The 21,282-nt window shown below is 58.8% G+C and carries 12 protein-coding genes and 7 pseudogenes; 10 read left to right on the forward strand and 9 right to left on the reverse strand.

Annotation, left to right across the window (positions count from 1 at the left end; all coding sequences use genetic code 11):
• Positions 1 to 265 precede the first annotated feature (265 nt).
• A pseudogene (locus K3555_RS11505) lies at positions 266 to 385 on the forward strand (integrase); the annotation flags it as partial.
• 60 nt (positions 386 to 445) lie between these two features.
• On the opposite strand, the pseudogene K3555_RS11510 reads toward K3555_RS11505, so the two are convergent.
• Positions 446 to 1,093 (reverse strand): annotated as a pseudogene (locus K3555_RS11510) (hypothetical protein); the annotation flags it as partial.
• Positions 1,094 to 1,328: 235 nt separating this feature from the next.
• Here K3555_RS11510 and K3555_RS11515 point away from each other — a divergent pair.
• Positions 1,329 to 1,460, forward strand: coding sequence for a transposase (locus K3555_RS11515; RefSeq protein WP_259985061.1), 132 nt, complete (start codon positions 1,329 to 1,331; stop codon positions 1,458 to 1,460).
• 514 nt (positions 1,461 to 1,974) lie between these two features.
• Here K3555_RS11515 and K3555_RS11520 read toward each other — a convergent pair.
• A pseudogene (locus K3555_RS11520) lies at positions 1,975 to 3,441 on the reverse strand (IS1182 family transposase).
• A 198-nt stretch (positions 3,442 to 3,639) separates the two neighbouring features.
• On the opposite strand from K3555_RS11520, the pseudogene K3555_RS11525 reads away from it, so the two are divergent.
• From K3555_RS11525 to K3555_RS11540, 4 genes and pseudogenes are all read left to right on the forward strand, one after another.
• Positions 3,640 to 4,533 (forward strand): annotated as a pseudogene (locus K3555_RS11525) (transposase); the annotation flags it as partial.
• A 338-nt stretch (positions 4,534 to 4,871) separates the two neighbouring features.
• A complete protein-coding gene (locus tag K3555_RS11530) occupies positions 4,872 to 6,212 on the forward strand; it encodes a rhomboid family intramembrane serine protease (RefSeq protein ID WP_260005201.1) in 1,341 nt (446 codons plus the stop codon).
• 2 nt (positions 6,213 to 6,214) lie between these two features.
• Positions 6,215 to 6,802, forward strand: a complete 588-nt coding sequence (locus tag K3555_RS11535; RefSeq protein WP_259985067.1) for a hypothetical protein — start codon at positions 6,215 to 6,217, stop codon at positions 6,800 to 6,802.
• A gap of 80 nt (positions 6,803 to 6,882) precedes the next feature.
• A complete protein-coding gene (locus tag K3555_RS11540) occupies positions 6,883 to 8,430 on the forward strand; it encodes a polyamine aminopropyltransferase (RefSeq protein ID WP_260005202.1) in 1,548 nt (515 codons plus the stop codon).
• Between the two features lie 422 nt (positions 8,431 to 8,852).
• On the opposite strand, the pseudogene K3555_RS11545 reads toward K3555_RS11540, so the two are convergent.
• Positions 8,853 to 9,483: pseudogene (locus K3555_RS11545) on the reverse strand (tyrosine-type recombinase/integrase).
• Between the two features lie 271 nt (positions 9,484 to 9,754).
• Here K3555_RS11545 and K3555_RS11550 point away from each other — a divergent pair.
• Together K3555_RS11550 and K3555_RS11555 are read left to right on the forward strand one after the other, a co-directional pair.
• Positions 9,755 to 10,642 (forward strand): site-specific integrase, encoded by an 888-nt coding sequence (locus tag K3555_RS11550; RefSeq protein WP_260005203.1) that lies wholly within the window; start codon positions 9,755 to 9,757, stop codon positions 10,640 to 10,642.
• 12 nt (positions 10,643 to 10,654) lie between these two features.
• Entirely contained in the window at positions 10,655 to 11,848 is a 1,194-nt protein-coding gene (locus tag K3555_RS11555; protein ID WP_260005205.1) for an IS91 family transposase, read from the forward strand.
• Positions 11,849 to 12,423: 575 nt separating this feature from the next.
• Here the strand turns inward: K3555_RS11555 and K3555_RS11560 are convergent.
• Together K3555_RS11560 and K3555_RS11565 are read right to left on the reverse strand one after the other, a co-directional pair.
• Positions 12,424 to 12,621 (reverse strand): hypothetical protein, encoded by a 198-nt coding sequence (locus tag K3555_RS11560; RefSeq protein WP_260005206.1) that lies wholly within the window; start codon positions 12,619 to 12,621, stop codon positions 12,424 to 12,426.
• Between the two features lie 15 nt (positions 12,622 to 12,636).
• Positions 12,637 to 13,464 (reverse strand): annotated as a pseudogene (locus K3555_RS11565) (IS110 family transposase); the annotation flags it as partial.
• Between the two features lie 461 nt (positions 13,465 to 13,925).
• On the opposite strand from K3555_RS11565, the gene K3555_RS11570 reads away from it, so the two are divergent.
• Entirely contained in the window at positions 13,926 to 17,843 is a 3,918-nt protein-coding gene (locus K3555_RS11570) for an Ig-like domain-containing protein (protein WP_260005209.1), read from the forward strand.
• A gap of 215 nt (positions 17,844 to 18,058) precedes the next feature.
• Here K3555_RS11570 and K3555_RS11575 read toward each other — a convergent pair.
• From K3555_RS11575 to tnpA, 4 genes and pseudogenes are all read right to left on the reverse strand, one after another.
• Positions 18,059 to 18,371 (reverse strand): annotated as a pseudogene (locus K3555_RS11575) (integrase core domain-containing protein); the annotation flags it as partial.
• Positions 18,372 to 18,391: 20 nt separating this feature from the next.
• On the reverse strand, positions 18,392 to 19,957 hold the full coding sequence (gene tnpC / locus K3555_RS11580; RefSeq protein ID WP_260005211.1) for an IS66 family transposase: 1,566 nt from the start codon (positions 19,955 to 19,957) through the stop codon (positions 18,392 to 18,394).
• Between the two features lie 68 nt (positions 19,958 to 20,025).
• Complete coding sequence (tnpB, locus tag K3555_RS11585; RefSeq protein WP_260005213.1) at positions 20,026 to 20,379, reverse strand: IS66 family insertion sequence element accessory protein TnpB; 354 nt, start codon at positions 20,377 to 20,379, stop codon at positions 20,026 to 20,028.
• On the reverse strand, positions 20,376 to 20,813 hold the full coding sequence (gene tnpA, locus K3555_RS11590; RefSeq protein WP_260005214.1) for an IS66-like element accessory protein TnpA: 438 nt from the start codon (positions 20,811 to 20,813) through the stop codon (positions 20,376 to 20,378). Before tnpA ends, tnpB begins: the two co-directional genes overlap by 4 nt.
• Before the next feature lie 209 nt (positions 20,814 to 21,022).
• Between tnpA and K3555_RS24990 the strand changes: the two genes are divergently transcribed.
• Positions 21,023 to 21,259: an IS3 family transposase gene (locus tag K3555_RS24990; RefSeq protein WP_409201695.1), complete on the forward strand. Its 237-nt coding sequence runs from the start codon at positions 21,023 to 21,025 to the stop codon at positions 21,257 to 21,259.
• Positions 21,260 to 21,282 lie beyond the last annotated feature (23 nt).

The following is a 21,282-nucleotide window of genomic DNA, read 5'->3' on the forward strand; positions in this document are numbered from 1 at the left end:
CGCCATCATGTCCAAGCTCATTGCGATCATGAACACCGTTCTTAAAGAAGGGCAGATATCAACTCGCTACGGCGCAGCATCTTAGCAACTCCCGACATTTGCTGCGCCGCGCACCAAGTCACAGTCTGCGGGACGGGGACGAAACCGCTCACGCGGTCTTGGCGTTTGTGGCGGCTGGATCGCGCTGATTTGTACTGTGGATTTGGCGGATAGGCGTGCCTGTCTGACGATTTGGATCTTCTCAATCTGATGACAGGAGGTTTCGATGTCAGACCAATATGTTCCCAAACTACGCCAGCGGTTTGCCGAAGACGTGCAGATCAAGGGGCTTCAGCCCAAAACACAGACGAAGTATCTGCGTGCGATGCCTGACTTCACGCGGTTTCCGGGGCGCGCGCCTGATAACGCAACGCCGGAGAAATTGCGCGCCTTTCAGCTGGGTATGCTCGGCGAACTGGATGCCGTTATCGGTCTGGATCGTATGTATCCGGTAAGGAACGGCTTTGAGCAGGTGTTCGAGGGGCTCCCAAGCTGTCTTGCGATCTGCCTTGTCCACGAGTTGGGTGATGGCGAACTTGCTGGTCCGGTCTCTCTCGTGACATTCGCGTTGCGAATGCACTGCCGGGCAGTGAATGCCCACGAAGAGATAAAGCTTGCCCTCCACCTTCTGAACCTCGGCGATGCCAATGTGAAAGAAGCCCCCCTCTCATGCATGTGAACATGCACTGCCGGGCAGTGGATGGGGTATCGCTTGAACCGCTGCCGCTTTGGCTTGTCACCCGCGGCATCCGGCAAGCGCGAGATGCCATGCCGCTGAAGGCACCGATGCAGCGCCGGCCGCGTCAGATGCGGGATCGACGGCTGGAGAGCATAAAGGCAATCATCCAGCGGCAGTAGCGTATGCCGCCGGAATGCGGCGATCATTGCCTCCTCCGCTTCGGAGAGAACGGTTGAACGCGGCTCCTTCGGCCCGGTCTTCAAATCCTCCACCGTCGCATGCTTGCGCCACTTCGCAACGGTCTTGGGATTGATGTCCAGCTCCTTACTCAGTGCCGCGATCGAAGCTTGTCCCTTTCGGGATCATGCTTCGCATAACCCTGCCGGGCAGCGGATCGCTGTATTGCTGCTCTGACGGCGTGCGTGCCCTCTCGGCAGATTTGCCATGCAAACCGCCTGCCAGGTGACAGTGCGTGGCGCTCCCGTGACGAACTTGTCCCATAGTGCTTCGTTCCATTCCAAAGAACAGATCCCACCATCAAACCATGGGATCAAACACCTAGGACATGTTGAGCACCATATGGAGGACATTGGCCGACTGGAGTTCATTGTTGGCCCGTCTGGCAAGCGGCTGGAGCAATGCTTACAAGGGGCGCGTTGTTGCTGAAACGCTGGTTCCGGGTGTGACCATGAACGAGGTGGCTGAGCGGCACGATCTGCGTCCCAACCACCTATCGGCGTAGCGGGTGTCTGTAATAAAGGCAAAACTCCTGGCCATCCCAATACAAAGCTTTAGCCGGTCGCCGCGGCGACCCCGGAGGGCAAAAAACGGCACCGCCCGCGGGCTTCTGGCGCAGAACATCCTGGGCAAGGGCTGAAAAACCGCGATGCCTTTGCGCATGTCTGTGACGCCGCAGGCAAGACAACGACGTCGCTAAGCACGTGTCTTAGATCATTAGGAAACAATCAAGCAGGCAAAAGAAACCGGGCGCTTACCATGAAAGTGAACAAATGGGCTCAGTGCCCAATTTCTCCGCTCGCGGCGCATAGGCCGACTCATTGGACGCGAACGACAGCACCGCAAAAGAGACGGCTGAAATTCAAAGGCTTAGCCCTTTTTGCTGATGACCGGTTCCGTCCCACTGCTATCGCGGTGCTTGCGGCGTTGGCATTAGGCAGCATTGAGCCTATTCCGTTGAAAAACCCGGCATTTCCGCGGCCCTGCGGCCTTCTACAACAAAGCGCGTTCTCCGCTCTTCATGCCGGACGCCGCGTTTGCGGCAGGGGTAGCAGCTTTGCGAGCTTTCTGAGGTTCTGGGCGGTGGCTGCGAGGTGGAATTCGTCGCGCGCGCCGCATGGGCCGCGCAATCGGAGCCGTCCCAAACCGAGGATGCGTTTCAGGTGGGCGAACAGCATCTCGACCTTCTTTCTGAGCTTGCAGGAGATCGCGTATTGCGTGGTTTGGGCGATGGCGCGGGCCACGTCGCGAGAGGGCTCGAAGATCGAGCGCGTCACTTTGCGCTGCGGCTCCTTGGGGCAGCACCGCGGCTTCAGGGCACAGGCCTCACAGTCTGGTTTGCGGGCCCGGTAGCGCAGGGTGCCGTCCTTATTGGCGCCCGATCTGGGTGTCGTGAACGCGCGCCGGTATTGCTTGAGCTCCTTACCGCCAGGGCAGATGCAGGCGTCGTTCCCGGCATCCTAGGTGAAGCCGGCCCGTTCAAAGGTGCCGTCCTTGCGCCCGGACTTGTCCCCTCTCGGGACATTGCTGCGCAATGCCCTGCCGGGCAGTGGATCACCGGGATATGCGGGGCGATCCCGCGCTGCCGGTCCAGCCAATCGAGCATTTCGCCGGTGCCGTAAGCGGTATCGGCGATCAGGCGTTCAGGTTTCAGGTCGAAGGTATCGCTCACCCGATCCACCATTGTCCGCACGGCACCGGCCCCGGCTTGCCGGATCGAGCGGGTCGCCTCGACATCGAGGATCACGCCATTGCCGGTGTCGATCAGGTCGTTCGTGGAATAGGCAAAATAGGCGGCTCCACCCCGTGCGCCGGCCCATTGCGAGGCCGGATCGGAATGCGAGGTGAACTTCGGCTTTACCGGGCTGGCCGCGCCGAAGGCCGCATCGCCGAGCGCCGCCAGATCCTCCCTGACAGCGCGCGGCGCGTTCTCGGGGTTGATCTTCTCGGGGGCCCAGTCCGCTTGCGGCGACGAGTTCTGCCGGTTGGCATCGGCCTGGATCAGGCTGGCATCCGCCGCAAAGCGCTGACCACTCGCCAATCCTTCCTCGATGCAGCGCGCGGCCACCGTCTCGAACAGATGCCGCAAGAGATCGCTATCGCGGAACCGGCCGTGTATCACCCGGCAGGCGATGCAAGCATCGCCTAGAGGGCCGGTTCTTTGAGAAGGTCGAATGGCCGGGCACTGGGCCGGTCAGATCGAGGCGGCAGAACCAGCGATAGGCGAGGTTGAGATGCACCTCCTCGCAGAGCCGCCGCTCCGAGCGGGTGCCCATCGTGTAACCGGCCAGGAGCATCCGGATCATCAGTTCCGGATCAACCGGCGGCCTGCCGGCCGGACTGTAGAAAGGAGCCAGGTGCCGCCGGATGCCAGACAGGTCGACGAACCGATCTATCGCCCGAAGCATGTGATCCTGCGGGACATGATCCTCGATCGGGAACTCATAGAACAGCGCGCCCTGCGCTTCCTGCCGTGGCCCCATCATTGCCATGCACCTCCGCTTGCCTCGCGGAAAGTGAATCAGCACTCAACACCCAAAACAACCCGGGTTTTTCAACAGAACAGGCCCTCAGCCGCCGTTGCTGCCGCGCCGGGGTGCCGCACTGGCATTGGGTGGCTCGAAGCCGAGGCTGTGTGGAAACTCCCTAGCATGGTAATCTCCAGACGGGCAGCGGGAGTTAATCTGGCAGGTTTTATCGAGGGCGTAGATCGGGATCAGACAACGCTGCTTCCGGAACGGCTTGAAAATTGGATCTGCGGTGATCATCTGGTCCGTGTGGTCGATCTCTTCGCCGAGGAACTCGATCTGGCTGCGCTGGGTTTCAGCCGTCACGCTCCTGCACGAACCGGGCGGCCGGGGTATCATCCCGCCGTGCTTCTAAAGCTCTTCATCTATGGCTATCTGAATTACATCCCCTCTAGCCGCCGCCTTGAGCGGGAGGCCGGGCGCAACATCGAAGTGATGTGGCTGACCGGGCGCCTTGTGCCTGACCACAAGACCATCGCCGACTTCCGCCGCGACAACGGCGCCGCCGTTCACCGGACCTGCGCTCAAATCCTGGAACTGTGCCGCCGTGCTGGTGTCCTCAAAGGGGCCTGCGTCGCCATTGCCGGAAGCAAGTTCAAGGCGGTCAAAAACGGGGACCGGAACTTCACAAAGCGCAAGATTGCAAGCCGATTGGCCCATCTTGAGGCTGATGTCGAGCGCTACATCGACGAGATGGTCCGCATTGACCGGCAAGAAGCCGGAGAAGCCAGGGTGGAAAGGCTCGCGCATCTAGGTAAGCGCCATGGGCGGCTCCGGCAGGAAGTTAAACGCCTTAAGGCGATGGAGAAGGCTCTGGCGGATGCGCCAAATGGGCAGATTTCCCTGACCGACCCGGGCACGCGCCATGACGACCAGCACGCGTGGCAACGGCCATGTGGGCTACAACGTCCAAAGCGCGGTGATACCGGCACCCATCTGATCGTGGCGCACGAGGTAACCAACCAGGTTTCTGACCGCGATCAGCTGGCTCCCATGGCCAAGGTGGCGAAGACAGCGCTTGGGCAAAAGAAACTGCACGTCGTCGCAGACAACCAAGCCGTCCACTTGCAAGATCAACGACGAAGCTGCTCGGGAACAAGGTCGGGAAAGCTGATAAAGGCGAGTTTTCACACAGCCTCAGCCCAAAGCCGACATCGCAATTCGCATGTAAGAGTAGTAAAGAATCTTCAGAATACTGCGAAAGCAGGTTGGGGAAATTTGTTTCCGACGTCGGCACATTCCCTGTCTGCAGCTTGGTAGCACCGCTAAAGGGGTGCATACTTCTATGCCTGTTTTAGGGTTAAGGACTGCCATGAAGTGCCGACAAATGGCATTGGGCAATGCAGGCGACAGCACTGGGCTGAGTTAATGTCGGATAGTCTTTCATCATGATACAAAGAGTTGGTTCCTTTCTTCTGGTTTCACCGGCATCCCTTGGATTCAATCTATTGATACTTTGGGCGTATCTCCACCTTGGGCCAGTCTCAGGCACGGTAGGGTTGCGGAGCTTTGCTGAGCTTTTGACAGGCGTATTGCGTCACGGATCGGTGCTCCATTTGGCTGTCAACGCTTTGATCATCGCCTTGGCGGGATGGCATGTAGAGCCTCGCCTCGGCCATATGGGCACTGTTTTATTAATGCTAGCATGCGCTGTGTTGGGGACAGGGGCGGAACTCGTCATTGTAGGACCCGGCTATGCGGGAGCCTCTGGTGTGGCCTATGGGCTTGGCAGCTGCGCTGCGCTTTCAGTGGCGTCCAAGAAACAGCGCCCTTGGTTTCTGCTTTGGGGCGCGGCACTGCTTGCAGCCGAGTTGCATTTCGCCGATGAAAGCCTCGCAATTTATTCCCACGCTGTTTCTGCCGCCCTGGGAGGGGTATTCTATATGTTCGAAAATCTCTTTGGCACCAAAGCACCCGCGCTGAAACCTATGATACTCAACCACCTTTCCCGCGTGGTTGAAATCATTGCACAAACGGATGAAGACGACGCGGCAGAAGCCGAGGCCGCAATGCTCAGCCAAGGTGTCAGCAATATGTTCATTCTTAAACAGGGCAGCAGCATTCTTGGTGTGACTGGATATACTCCGGATACCGAAGCCGATGGCGTTGCATGGTTATCCTGGACTTATCTGGACCAGGACTGCGCCGGCCAGGGGCTGGGGCGGCAGATGATGTCAGACCTATTGCAGAAACTTACAGACAGACAGATGCGAAAGCTCTTCATTGAAACCAGTGACTACGCGGAAGACGGTGAACAGATCTATGCAGCCGCGCACCGTATGTATGAGGAGTTTGGTGCGGACCTGGAAGTAACGGTGCCGGATTACCATGAACCGGGAGAAGCCAAGATGATCTATGCGCTGGTCAACCATGATCAGGCCGCCCCACCCGCACCAGAGCTGAAGGTTTCCAATGGGATCCAGTTCACCGGGGCCGAAAAAGCGCCGGAAGGAGACAAGGTAGCTGGTCTAAACTGGCAGGAAACGGGTAAAGGCCTAGAGGGGGCAGAAGCCGTTCTGGCAGATGCTGCCGTCAATGGCGCACGCATGGCTGTGCTGGTGCTGCCGTCAGATCTTTCAACGGCAAATAGTGCAGCTCTTCGATCACAAGGGTTCAAACTTTGCGGCAGCCTGAAAGATTTTTACAGTTTGGGGTTGCAGCAGGATTGGTGGGTATGCTCATTGCACCCGAATGATAAAGACTGCCCCGAATTTCATACAGAGAATTGAATATGCTTGGAAAAGTTAAAACTATCGCATTTATTGGCATTGCCGGTTTTGTTGCCTACTCCATGTTCCTTGCCCCCCAAAGAGAGCAGACAGCGGACCTGGGCCAGGTCTTGGACCGCACCGAGTATGCGCTGATGAACTACGAAGCCTTCTTAGGTGAAAACAATGTTACCACGGCAGGCGATTCGCAGATCAAGGAATTTACTGAGTATCTGACAAACGTCATGAACTCCGAACCTCGGTTCTTTGATCAAACCCTTGGTCTTGAAACCCAGCAGGATGCCAAATTCCTGGGCTTTGCCGATGCAAACGAAAATGGCGTTCAGGACAGTGAAGAGGGTGACGTTTTCACCGTTGAAATCGACGAGGAAAACAAGCGCCTGATCGCCTCGGATGTGAGCGGAAACTCGACCGGCCTGCGGTTCTCCGGGACCGGATTCCTGGCCGGTGCGCTGATCGGCTCGCTGATCAGCCGCCAGCGGTCCGCCGGGGTGACAAAATCAAGCTTCAACAATCGCACAATCACCCCGCGGTCCAGCTACAAGGCACCTTCAAGCGCCCGCTCGGGCGGCCTGCGTGCCGGTAAGTAATCCGGATCGCGAACGCGAACGGCAGGCCTGGATGCGTTTCGGCGTTCGGGCCATTCTTCATTCTACCAAAAGAGGTCGCTATGACGGAGGCTTCCAGCCTGAACCGCTATCAGGATTTACCCCGGAAACAGGGCGCAATTCTTCTGGGTTCGATCCTTGTGGTGGCATTGTGCGGGATCGTCTATGAGCTGATTATTGGAACCGTTTCCAGCTATCTGCTTGGCAACTCAGTTTATCAGTTTTCGCTGACAATAGGGTTCTTCATGTTCGCCATGGGGGTTGGGTCTTATGCTTCACGTTTCATCAATGGGAACCTGATCCAGGCCTTTGTCCAGGTAGAGATTATTCTGGCTCTGGTTGGCGGGCTGTGCAGCATCTCCCTTTTCATGCTCTTTCCGATGGCACCCTGGTTTTATACAGTGGGAATGTTCACCTTCATCTCGGCTATCGGGTTTCTGGTCGGGCTTGAAATTCCTTTGCTGACCCGGGTTCTGTCGGAAGGCTCCACAGTCCGGGAGTCGATTTCAGGCGTGCTGTCACTAGACTATCTTGGCGCGCTGTTCGGGTCAGTGATGTTTCCACTGCTGCTGCTGCCCTCCTTGGGACTGATTTCGTCATCTTTTGCAATCGGTCTGACCAATGCAGCAGTTGCCCTTCTGAACGTATTGTGGTTGCGCGACCATTTGGATGCTCCCCGGCGTATGATGGGCTATGTGCTGGCCACAGTGGCCTTGCTGTTCAGTCTGACTCTGTCTGCAGGCTGGATCACAGCTTTTGCCCAGGACCATCTCTATTTCGACCGCATCGTCTGGCGCAAACAATCACAGTATCAGACGCTGGTTGTGACAAACACCTGGAAGACAAACGATGTGCGCCTCTATATTGATGGGCATTTGCAATTTTCAGAGGCCGATGAATACCGCTATCACGAGGCCTTGGTGCATCCGGTGATGTCCTGGGGCAATCCGGCAAAAAACGTTCTGGTCCTGGGGGGTGGAGATGGGCTGGCGATTCGGGAAGTTCTAAAGCACCCAAGTGTTGAGCGCATTGACCTGGTGGATCTCGACCCTGCAATGACGGACTTGGGGAGAGACTTTGCACCGGTGGTCCGCTTGAACAATGGCAGCATGCAGGCCTCGCAGCTGCACGTGTACAATCAGGATGCCTTTCTTTTTGTGAAAGAAACGGACCAGCGGTACGACCGGATCATTATCGACTTCCCAGACCCCCACAACGAAGCTCTGTCCAAGCTCTATTCTGTGGAATTCTACGCTATGGTCGCTGCGATCCTGACCGAAGATGGTTCGCTTGTGACTCAAAGCAGCTCTCCGTTCTTTTCGCCGCACACCTATTGGACTGTTTCCGAAACCCTCAAAGAGATTTTTCCCGAAGTTGCGAATTACCAAATCCCGATTCCATCGTTTGGCATCTGGGGTTTCAATTTGGCCAGCCGCACTGAAAATCAACCGAAAACCCCCTTCCCTGAGGATCTAAGGTCTTTGAAAACCAAGGACTTCGAGGCCGCCAAGGTCTTCGCGAAGGATTTACTGCCCCAGCGCCCCGTTCAAGTGAATTCAATTTTTAGTCCAGTTATCTATCAGGAATACGCGCTCGACTTGGCGCAATAATGTCCCAACTGTTGAGTTTTGAAAACGGATCCCATTTAGGCGCTTCAGACAACAGCTCGTGGCAAATGTATTTTCACCTTGCTTTTGCAAGTGTCATTTTGTGCATCTGTCTAACTTTGTTAAATCCGCTTTCTGCGCAGAGTGGACGCAGGGGACTTTCCAAGCTGCATGTGCGGCAAAAGCCTGCAAGATCCCGCGACCAGTGAATTCCCGTTTTGCTCCTTGCTGCGGCATGCACGAAGGTCCGGGTCCTCCCGCTGCAATGCGATAAAAAGAACAGCGCGGATGCGGCATTTTTCGCGCTGCGCGCGCGCAGCGTAGTAATCAAATTCACAGTACGGGCTCGATCCGACCCACCGCTCCGCCGCGAACGCAGGTCCGCTCAGGATTGGCGAACGGCAAGAGCCGCCCGCCAAGGTGGTTCAAATGTCGATTTGCTCGGCAATGCTCAGCGCATCTTCGAGTTCGACGCCAAGGTACCCTACTGTGCTGTCTACCTTGGTGTGTCCGAGCAGAAGTTGAACCGTTCTTAGATTTCCGGTTTTGCGGTAAATCTCCGCTGCTTTGGTCCGGCGCAGCGAATGGGTGCCGTATCCGCTGGGTTCCAGCCCAATCGCGGCACCCGCCCCCCTCACAAGCCGGCCATATTGGCCCGTTGAGATATGCGGGCGGTCATGAAACCTGCTGGGAAACATGAAACGGCGGCCGAGCATCTCCGGTGACTTGATCCATGCGGCAATAGTATCCCGCGTGTTTTCAGAGAGTTCGAACTGAACAGGCCGCTTGGTTTTGCTCTGGATCACGGACACTCTTTCGCGAACGCGATCATCCCTCACCAGGTCGGTTACAGCCAGTTTCACCAGATCGCATCCGCGAAGTTTGCTATCTATAGCCACGTTGAACAGCGCAAGATCGCGCAGGTTGCCCGCCAGTTCGAGCGGCGCGGATCGCCCAGACCCGTTTCGGCAACAGTGGTCGTTTCTGGCCGATGACCCGGCCCTTGTTCCAGGCTCTTCGTTTCGGGGTGACAGCGGGAAGTTGGACTCTTGGCATAGTAAGCCCTCCAATCCTTCCGCCAAGCCCAGACATCGGCAATGCGCTGACACCTGAATCTTAATGGCGGATTGAATGGCCGTTGTCCGATTGGGTGTTCTTTGGGAAAAGCCGCGGAAGCATTGGGCCGGTCTGGGCCCATGGACGAAGCCGCTCCGCGGCATTGGCGCGGGTGGCTGATGTTCAGCGATGATCTGACAGTGGTGCATTTGGGGAACGGCATTTCTGCCTGACGATTGAGCCCTTCTCAATCATCAGACAGGAGGCTCCCATGACAGAGGAGAGATCAACCCCGCTTCGAGAGCGGATGATCGAGGACATGCGCATCCGCGGGATGGGCGACAAGGCGCAGAAAGCGCATATCCGGGCGGTCAAGGATTTCGCCATTTTCCTCGGGCACCCGCCGGATACCGCCTCACCGGAGGAACTCCGCGCCTATCAACTGCACATGACGGATACAGGGGTCACGCCGGCGACTTTCAACGCCAGGATCGTGGCGCTCAGATTCTTCTTCGGCATGACCTGCGGGCGCGAGGAGATGAAGCGCTACATGCAGTTCCGCACCCAGCCCAGGAGGTTGCCTGTAGTCTTCAGCGTTGAAGAGGTATCGGACATCCTGATGGCGGCGCCGGGGCCCGGGCTCAAATACCGTGCCGCGCTCAGCATTTCCTACGGCGCGGGGCTGCGGGCCGCCGAGGTCTGTAACCTCAAGATCGGCGATATCGACAGCAACCGGATGCTGATCCATGTCGAACAGGGCAAAGGGCGGAAGGACCGGAAGGTGATGCTGTCACCCGGGCTTCTGAGCTTGCTGCGCGACTACTGGCGCGAGGCGCGGCCGGAGGGCTGGCTGTTCCCCGGCAAGCCGAAGATCAACCCGCTGTCGCCACGGCAGCTGAACCGCGCCTTCACGTCAGCGAAGAACATGGCCGGCATCAAAAAGGCCGCCACTCTGCATACCCTGCGGCACAGCTTTGCGACGCATCTGCTGGAGGCCAACACCGATGTCCGGGTCATCCAGGTGCTGCTCGGCCATGCCAAGCTGAGCACGACGGCCCAATACACCCATGTCGCCACCAAGACGATCCGTGACACGGTCAGCCCCTACGAGATGCTGGAGCAGTTGCAGGATCAGACAATCAAGCGAAGCCTGAAGTGACGGGGCACTGGGGTGTCCCGCCCGGGGCTGGAGATTGCTGATATATTCCGTGCCCATGGTGCCGCGTGGCGGCGGGCCAATGCAGGGCATGTCAGCCTGACCCAGCTCAAGGTGATGTCGGCAATCGAAGCCTGCCGGACCGAAGCGCTCGGCGGGCATGTGGCCGGGTGCGCCAAATGCGGCCATCGCCACATCGCCTACAATTCCTGCAAGAACCGGCACTGCCCGAAGTGCCAAGGGCCAGCGGCGCGCGACTGGATGGAAGCCCGCGCCGAGGACCTGCTGCCCGTGGAGTATTTCCACGTGGTCTTCACCCTGCCCGCAGAGATCGCCCGGATCGCCTCCTGGAACAAGCGGGCGGTCTACGGTCTGCTGTTCCGGGCGTCGGCACAAACGGTCATGACCATCGCAGCGGACTCCAAGCGCCTTGGTGCTCGGGTGGGCATGACCAGCGTGCTGCATACCTGGGGATCGGCGCTGACCCATCACCCCCACATCCATATGATCGTTCCCGGTGGCGGCCTGTCTCTGGACGGCGCGAGATGGATTGCCTGCAAGCCCGGGTTCTTCCTGCATGTGCGGGTCCTGTCGCGCTTGTTCCGGCGGCTGTTTCTGGAGGGGCTGATGGCGCTTCACCGCGCCGGGGAGCTGGCCTTCTTCGGCGACCTGGAACCGCTGGCGCAGGCCGATGCCTTCGCAGAGTGGCTGGCTCCTTTGCGCAAGTCCGAATGGGTGGTCTATGCCAAACCGCCCTTCGGAGGCCCGGAAGCCGTTCTCGCCTATCTCAGCCGGTACACCCACCGGGTGGCCATCTCGAACGCACGCCTCGTCAGCGCCGACGCAGGCACCGTGGCATTCCGTTGGAAGGACTACAGGATCAAGCGCGGCGACAGGCAGAAAGTCATGCGTTTGGCCACGCCCGAGTTCATCCGCCGCTTCCTGATCCACGTCCTGCCCGCTGGTTTCCACCGCATCCGGCACTACGGCTTGCTCGCCTCAGCGCAGCGCAAGGCCAACATCGCCCGGTGCCGTGCCCTGCTCGGGACAAGGTGCCCGGCTCAAGAACCGCCAGAAGCCGCCGAGGTTCTCCCGCTCACCCTGCGTGAGCCATGCCCGTGCTGTGGCGGAACAATGCATATCATCGAGATCTTCCGGCGCGGGCAAAAACCCCGGTCGCGCGCGCCACCGCGGAAGGAGGCGGCATGACGAAACGCCCGTCATTCCGGTATTGTGAACACCGGGCATCCGCAGCCGCCCGGCTGTCTCCATTTACGCCTGTACTCTCCTGCAAGCTCAGAACCACGCCGAAACGCCGCTTTCGTCGCAGCAATTGTCCGGAGGCCCCCGTTAAGAGCATCCCAACCGGCATCGGAATGCCTCCGGCTTGGCCGCTGGCTCCAACCGCAGACCCCGCCGTCTGCGCTCTTTCCCCATAGACAGCCCCAAGAGTCCCGCGGCTTCCACCTTGGGAGGTTTTCCAACGCGGGCCGATGTCGCGCCAAGCCGCACCCTCACACCGCGGCCCGCATCAGAAAACCTTCACCTTAGCAGTTCTCTGTTTGCGGGATTGTCAAGTGCGGGTTCTATTGCCGTTCGGGGTCCTGGTTCTCTACGAAGTCGGTGTTTCCGCTTCCTGATGGCGTCCGGGAGCTGACCGGCCAGAATGTCATTCGCGAAGTGAGCGTTGGCTCCTTCAACCGCTTTAGACTGGCTTGATCCGCCGCCGTCCCGAAGGACGCTGAACCCGCCCTGTCTCTGGTGGGCGGGGTCTCAGTTGATTGTCAGGTGATGAGCTCCTTTTCCGGTTCGAAATCTGTCCCGTCGCGCCAGATGCACATCATGACGACAGCGAGTTTTCGGGATGCCGCCACCGCAGCTTTCTTGAAGCCCTTCCGATCTTGCAGCCTCTTGGCCCACACGCGCAGTTTTGACGGCTTTCTGACCTGGGTGATCAAGCTGGTTGCAGCGGAGTAGAGCAATCTGCGCAGATCACGGTCTCCGCATTTCGATATCCGTCCGGATCAGTCCATGTCTCCGGATTGACGCCGCCGCGGCGTGAGGCCGAGGAAAGCACCGACGTCTCGGGATCTCCGGAAACGGCCTGCATTGTCGAGGGTTGCGATAAAAGACAGCGCCACGACAGGCCCAACGCCCGGGACGGTCATGAGGCGGCGGGCAGGGCCGCTTTGGCGCGCGATGAGCCTGAGATCGCCGTCCATCGCTTCCGCAGCCGCGCACAGGGCCCTGTGGATCGGGATGAACATGCCGGCCATCACGCCGAGTGCCGGGTTGGTCTGACCTGCCTCAGCGAACTGATCACGGAAGCCCTGCCGCAGGTTTTCCCGGCCAACTGAACCCATACAGATCCCGAAAACCTTCAGCACACCGCGAACATGCGCCTCCAGGTCCTTGCGCATCCTGATCAGGCGCTCCCGTGCGCCAATGAGCACGCGGATCCGCTCCGACGCCTCGCTTCTGATGTGAACCCGGCTGAACCATCCGGTGCGGGCCAGATGCGCCAGCCCTTCGGCATCACCGGTATCGGACTTGCTGATCCGCCCGGACCGCGCCTTGTGCGCCAGGCGGGCATCAATGCAGATGATCGGAAGGCCGCGTTTCTCCAGTTCGCGGGTGAGCCAGATGGCCAGAATGCCGCTCTCATGCACAATCCGCTCGGGCTCAGCGGCGTGCTCCGAAATGAATGATGCGATTGCGTCCGGATCCGAGCTGGTTTCGCCACGCGCAAGCACCTTACCCTCTCCATCAACAACACAGATCGACACGGATTTGACGGGCACGTCTAGACCAACATAGTACGGCATGGTCGTTCTCCTTCACGGCTGGTTTTGCTGAGGCTGATCTTATCGGACCTCGTTCGCCCTGGGAGAGCGGCCGCCGAAAACACACCATGTCATTCGCCATGCTTAGGATTTTCGCAGAAGCAGCATACGTGCAAGACGCCCCTCCCGAGATCCATTACACCAGTTCCGCCAATCAGCTTGCTGACCGCTGTAGTGGTATTTGCGACAATACAGCTGGAACCTTCGGTTCTGACCCGGAGCACGCACAGGCTGCCTCTACAGGCATCGCCACAACTTTCAGGAAAAACCTGCACAAGCTCCGTGTCCTACCACCCGGGTGGAATTGGCAGTGTATTCCGCTGAAGACGCGGACATGCGCTGACGTTGTTTCAGGTTGTTGAAATCTTTCAGGACTTTGGATTTTGCGTTGATCTGGCCAAATGTTACTCGCGATCAGGTGGAAAATTTGAGGTTTAGATTTCATGAGTCGCAAAATAGTCGTCGGAACAAACAACAACGATCGTTTGCTGCTTGGGGAGGAGAACTATGATATTTCTGCGCTCAACGGCAATAATTCCATTCTGGTTGGCGACGGGGATAACCGGATCGCAGCTGGTGACGGCAACAACCAAGTCGCGATCGGCGACGGCGATAACGACGTTGAGCTAGGGGGCGGCAAGAACCGGGTTACAGCAGGCGACGGCGCGAATTCGGTTTCCACAGGCGAAGGCCATGACACGATTGTGCTCGGCGATGGCGAGAATTTCATCAGAGCCGGCGCTGGCAACAACCGAATAGCCCTCGGGAGCGGCGACAATTTTGTTGAAGCAGGAGAAGGCAACGACAAGATTCAGGTCGGAGAGGGCTTCAATGTGATCCGCGCAGGCGGCGGCCGAAACAACATTACGGCCACTGGCGACACTGACATTCATACAGGCGATCAAGACGACAAGATTAAATTGGGCGAGGGTCACCACTTAGTCTCAGCCGGTGGCGGGAAAAACACAATCCAAACCGGCGACGCCACGGTGGATATCAAAACCGGGGATGGCGACGACAAAATTTCAGTCGGTGACGGAACCGGTACGATCTCAGCCGGGAACGGCAAAAACAAAATTTCGACCGGGGAAGGTTCTTTTCGAATTTCAACCGGTACGGGCAGTGATCAGATAAGGGCCGGCGATGGCGACGCTACGATTTCCGCGGGGGATGGCGACGACAGAATCTATACGGGCGATGGCAGTTTCACCATTACTGCTGAAGCGGGACGCAACCAGGTCCAGACCGGGGACGGCCAATTTAACATTACGTTAGGTAGCGGTTCCGACAAGGTTCAAATCGGTCAAGGTGAAGGGCAGATTCACGCAGGTGACGGTGACAACAGGGTGTCGGCCGGAGATGGCAGCTATGTGGTTCTAACCGGCAGCGGCAGAGACCAGATTACCTTGGGAGATGGGGATTACCACGTTACGTCGTCCGGCGGAAACAACCGGATCAAAGGCGGCTATGGGTATAACACGATTACCACAGGCGGCGGCGCAGACGACATACGGCTTGGAGAAGGTGACGCGGTCATCAATGCCGGAGACGGGAACAACAAGATTTCTGTCCAAGGCGGGTTTGCAGATATCACAGCAGGGGATGGCAACGATGCAATCTCTGTAGGCGATGGCTCCAGCATCATTGCTGCCGGCGCTGGCAAGAACCGCATTACTGCCGGAGACGGGGATTTGACCCTGACTGCCCTGGGCGGGGACGATGCTATCCGCATGGGCGACGGGCACAGCGAGATCTCTGCCGGAGATGGCAACAACCGGGTGACAGTTGGTGATGGGCAGCATCAGGTCACGGCGGGCGACGGTAACAACCGCGTCGGCTCCGGTGACGCGTCTGTGTTTGTCACAGTGGGGGATGGCAACAACCAGATCAAATTGGGGGAAGGGGAAACCAGGATCACCGCCGGGGATGGCAACAACAAAATTTCCTTGGACGAAGGTGTCGGCTATGTCCAAGTGGGCAATGGCAACAACAATATCTCGGCAAGAGATGGCGAGTACTCGATCCAGACCGGCAACGGAAACAACAACATTCGCCTGAACGAAGGCGGAGGCTTCAATAACTACATCACAACCGGATCCGGGGCCGACAAAATATCAGTTGGGGATGGTGATAATGAGATCTATAGCGGCGGCGGCAACGACAGCATCCGTACCGGGGACGGCAATGTCCAGGTGCTGGCTGGCGCCGGCAACGATACAGTGCGAACCGGTGCTGGCGAAGACTGGGTGATTGGCGGTGCAGGCGATGACCGGCTGGACGGCGGCGCGGGCACCGATTGGGCTGCCTTCCGCGGCTCGGTCCGCGATTACCGCATCGAAGCGCTCAGCCGGTCCACGATCCAGGTGACATCCGCATCAGGTGAAGTGGCTGACATTGGCACCGACCAGCTTCGCAACTTTGAATACCTGTATTTCGAAGGGGACGGCTTCACCTTGGATCTCAGCGACCTGAGCGTCCTGGATACGCTTTACTCGGTGGACCTTCAGGACGACTCTGTCAGTGCCGACATCGAGGGGCCACTGGAAATTTCCCTGGCGGATCTGCTGGAGAATGATGCGTCTCTCGGCACAGGTGACGCGGATTTCTACATTGCGGGCACCAGCGCAGAAGGGCTTTCAATACAGTTTGACGGATCCACGATCACATACAACGATGCAGACGCCTTGCAGCATCTGGCCGAAGGGGAGGTCTTCACTGATAAATTCACCTATGAAGTGGTGGATGAAGAAGGCAATCATGACACCGCAACTGTTACGGTCACGGTGACGGGCGAAAACGATGGGCCAGAGGCGGAAGATGACCGTCTGGATGGCGGCCCGACCGGGCATGATGCCTATGAGGGCGGGGACGAGTTTTCGCTGCTGGGAAACATTCACAGCACCGCCAACGAAGGGCAGACCATTGCCCGGGGCGATGGCGGGTATGTCGCGGCTTGGCAAACTCATTCAGGCAAAGGTTACGAGGTTTCCATTCGCATCGTTGATGGCAACGGGAATGAGGTCAAACCGCTGTTCTTGGCGAATTCCGACACCGAGGCAACCCAGAAACTCGTTGACTTGATTGATCTGGAAGACGGCGGCTTTGCGGTCACCTGGGTGACCACTGGAGGCACCTACGGCCCTAAAACGCATAGCCACATGCGGGTTTTTAATGAAGATGGATCCCCGCGAACAGATGAGATCACCTTGGTCAACAACGACGGACATAGCGAGGGCTACCTCACCTATCATTCCAAATCTGTTGGCCTCAGCAACGGCAACATCCTGGTAACCATGCCGGCGTCGGTCGACGGCACCGATGATTGGGGCTTGTGGGGGCAAATCTATTCGCCACAAGGACGCAAAATAGGGGACAAAGTGCTCCTGACCGATAACCTTTCCAGTTACAGTTTGCATTATACTCTGGACATTGCCGCGCAAGAGGATGGCGGTTTTGTCATGACCTGGAGTCACAGGGCAGGCCAGTTCGGCTCGACCACTCTCTATGCCAGCACTTTTGACAACGATGGCAATGCTTTGCTGTCTGATATCATAGTTGACACCGATCGGACCGAGAATGCGACATTGCGGGACTCTTCAGTTTCCGTGAATGATGACGGCACATTTGTTGTGACATGGTATGAGGCAAGCGATGGATTGGGGACTGAAGCCAGCATCCACGGTAAAGTTTTGGGTGCAGACGGCCGAGATTTGTCCGGTGATTTCGAAATTGATCAGCAAGTGATCACCCATGACCCCAACCGGATTGGAAATGGCGAAGTTACATGGCTGGAAGGGGATCAATTTCTTGTCACCTGGCGAAATCTGGATGACTCCCGGCTTGGCATCTATGCGCAAATTTTCAATGCAGACGGCTCCGAAGCAACCGACCGTTTCCTGGTGAATGAGGAGGAGCATTGGAACCAGACGCAAAGCTACGTCACTTTGCTGGACGATGGCCGGTTCATCATCAGCTGGTGGAGCAACGATGGCGGGCTGTTCCGCAGCAAGGCCCGGATTTTTGAGGGCACCGGAGAAGAAGAGGAAATACCCTATACCAGCGAAGACAGTGCTGCGCTCATCGAGACGTCCGAATTAATGCGGAATGATGAAGATCCAGACGGCGACGAGTTCCTCTTTACCCTGGACAGTACTGTCAGCGAAAACGGTGCCAGCCTGTCCTATGATTCAGACACGGGCCTGATCACCTATGACCCGACTGCTGCTGCTGATATCCAGGCATTGAAACAGGGGGATATTCTCGAGGACACTTTCACCTACACAATCTCTGACGGATCGGGAGGTTTTGATCAGGCCACTGTCACGGTGGTTGTCGGCGGGCTGGACGAAGTTCTCAGTTAACGCATTAACCATCGACCAAACTGGAACTGGTCGAAACCGGGCAGTTTGCCGGAATCGCTGCCGAAAGGCCTGTATTTCTGATTGATCTATTTCTGACCTTTGGCGAACGATCCTCGCCCCCAAAGGCCAGAAATTTCAAGAGTGTCCGCCGTCATATAAAATGGGACTTCAGAGCGGCTTGAGCATTGGAGGCTCTGGTTGGGTTGCGTGATTGATTATGCTGCCTGTTTCTGGTGTTGCAAGCGGCGCTGTCGGATCGTCAACTTCTTGATCTTCTCGCTTTCTCTCAGAATGGCTTTGTCCCTTCCGAAGTAGACGCCGGCGGGTGTGACGTTGCTCAGGCTCTCGTGGTAGCGCTGGTTGTTGCAGTAGTCGACAAAGGTCCCGATTTGGCGTTCGAGAGCACCGGGGAGATAGTAGTTTTCCAGCAGGACCCGGTTTTTCAAGGTCTGATGCCAGCGTTCAATCTTGCCCTCCCTTTTGCGGGGGGAATGGTGCTCCGCGCACATGGGTCATCTTTTGTTTTCCGTAAGCGCTTCGGCGCCCCCCTACACGGCGCGGCTTGACGAGAGAGAGAAGTTCCAGGGCATAAGGTCGTCGATGCGGCTTTTGGGATGACCGTCGAGCAACGCGCGCAGCGTGTCGGAGAGGTAGCTGACCGGATCGACGTCGCACATTTTGCAGTTCGCGATCAGGCTGGCGAGCAATGCCCAGTTTTCAGCACCAACCTCATGCCCGGCGAAGAGCGCATTTTTCCGTGTTAGAGCAATTTTCCTGATCTGGTTCTCGACCGGGTTGGTGTCCAGTTCCAGACGGCCATCTTCCAGGAACCGCGTCAGTCCGGGCCAACGCGTCAGGGTGTAGCGGATGTCCTCGGCAAGCTTGGACGAACGCGGAATGCGCGACAGCTGCGCCTCGAGCCAGGGCCTGAAGGCCGCGATGACCGGCGCGGAGAGTGCGCGCCGGGCGGCAAGCCGGGCTTCAGCAGGCAGGCCGCGCACGGATTTCTCGACGGCATAGAGCTCGGCAATCTGGCGCAGAGCTTCCTCTGCAATCGGTGAGCCGCCCTTTTCGAGCCGCTTCACAAAGCGCCGGCGCACATGCGTCCAGCAATGGACGAGCATCCATGGGCCCTCGGCCCGGTCGACCTTGGTGAGCTTATCATAGGCTTCATAGCCGTCGCATTGCACGAATTGCCCGCGATAGCCCTCGAGGAAACGGAGCGCATGCACGGCGCCCCGGCCGGGCGCGTAGTGGAACATCACCACGGGCGGGTCGGCACCGCCATGGCCCCGGTCATCGGCAACGATGGCCCAAAAATAGCCGGTCTTCGTTTTTCGCCGCCCAGGATCGAGTACCGGCGCGCGGGTTTCATCCATGAATACCCGGTCCGCGCCCTTCAGCCGCTCCTTCAGGTGATCTGCAATGGGGCGCAGGTGGAAACAGGCGCGCCCCACCCAATTGCCAAGCGTCGCCCGGTCCAGCGTGATCCCTTGCCGAGTGTAGATTTCCGCTTGGCGGTAAAATGGAAGGTGGTCGCCGAACTTGGCCACCATGACCTGTGCGATCAGCGCTTCGGTGGGCAGGCCGCCGGGCACGACATGTTCCGGCGCATGCGCCTGGACCACCGCGCCGGAACAGCGGCGGCAGGCATATTTGGGGCGCCGTGTGACCAGCACGCGGAGCTGGGCGGGCACAACGTCCAGCCGTTCGGAAACATCCTCGCCGATCCTGGCCATCTCGCCGCATCCGCAGGGGCACAACGTGCTCTGTGGCTCGATGATCCGCTCCACGCGGGGCAGATGCTTTGGGAGATGCCCGCGGTTGCGGTTCGGCGGGCCGCTCTCGGCAACGCCTTGCCCCTTCAGCGCGCGCCGCGCCTTCTCCTGCGCCGCTTCCAGCACGCCCTGTGCCAGTTCCACATCTTCAAGCGGCAGATTGAACTGCTCCGGATCGAGCTTTTCGGATTTCCGCCCGAACGTCTCCCGGCGCAGCTCGCTGACAATGCTCTCCAGCCGTTTCTGGGCCTCAACCGCATCCGCCAGCGCCGCCTCGGTCTCGGCGAGGCGGGCCTTCAGACGGGCGTTTTCTTCGGCCAGGGCGGTGTCGGTCATGGCTGCGATCAAGCACATGGGCGAGATTGCCACCACCGTCAAAACAAGGCTGAGTCACTCAGCCGCAGCTATCCTGCCAGTTCCGGCCGCCGCACGCGCTCGGGGCGGACAAGCCGCCAGTCGAGCCCCTCGAACAGAGCCGAGAACTGCGCGGGAGACATCTTCATCACACCGTCCTGTGCCTTGGGCCAGACGAACTTCGCGCCTTCCAGGCGCTTGTGGACCAGCACGATACCGGTCTGGTCCCAGACCAGGACCTTGATGCGGTCGGCCCGTTTGGCGCGGAATACGAAAGCCGCGCCGCTGAACGGGTCGAGTCCCATCGTCTCCTGAACCAGCAGCGCCAGGCCGTCTATGCCCTTCCGGAAATCCGTCGGGCGCGTGGCTACGTAGATGCGCAGCCCACCAGCCGGCGAGATCATTGTGTTGCCGCCCGGATCGCGCGGATCATCCGGGTCAAATGCGCTTCGCCGATGTCCGGCGGCACCCGCAGGGTCACGCCGTCCACCACCATCTCGATCCTGCTGGACTTAGCCGCGCCGCCGCGCCGTTTCGGGCTGGGCTCAGGTCGCGCCGGCTTCGGCTCCACAACAAGCGCCGCGAACATCGGTTCGGCAGCCGTCTCTGCGGGCAGAGCCAGCGCGCCGGCCATCAGCTTCTTGCGCCAATCATAGACCTGCCAGCGGGTCACCGCGTGCCGCCGCGCAACATCAGCAACCTTTGTTCCGGGCACCATGCTTTCCACAGCGATCCGCGCCCGCTCAGCCTCGCTTCGGAAACGCCGGCCCGACCGTCCTTCAAAAACTTCCATCCTGCCCGCGTAGCCATCCGTTGAGCCGTCTAAAGAGACGTCCATTTTGCCGTCCTATCCTGTCTCACTTCGACAGCAGGACTCGCACAGCCAGCGTCAGCGCGGCAGGAGGGGATCGACGAAGCGCTTACTGTTTTCCCAACCATTCAGCCAAATCGCCAGAGATGTAGCACGAGCCGCCGCCCATTGGGCGTGACGCGGCATTGCGGCCCGGGATCCTGCGTGTTTTCGAAGAGAACTGGCGGGTCTATGGCGTGCGGAAGATCTGGCGGCAATTGCAGCGGGAGGGTTTCACTGTTGCCCGCTGCACGGTCGCCCGGCTGATGAAGAGCATGGGTATTCAAGGCGCTCGCCATTGTCCTCGGACCAATGGCGGACAAAAGCTCGCTCCGGGGCAAGCCGCACAAAACCACGATGCCCGGCAAAAAGGCCCCGTGCCCGCTCTCGCACATGCTGCGCATGTGCTGCCGGGCAGTGGATGGACAAGGTGAACCGGCAATTCCGTGTCCCCGCG

The organism is Leisingera sp. M527, assembly GCF_025141525.1.
Taxonomy (GTDB): domain Bacteria; phylum Pseudomonadota; class Alphaproteobacteria; order Rhodobacterales; family Rhodobacteraceae; genus Leisingera.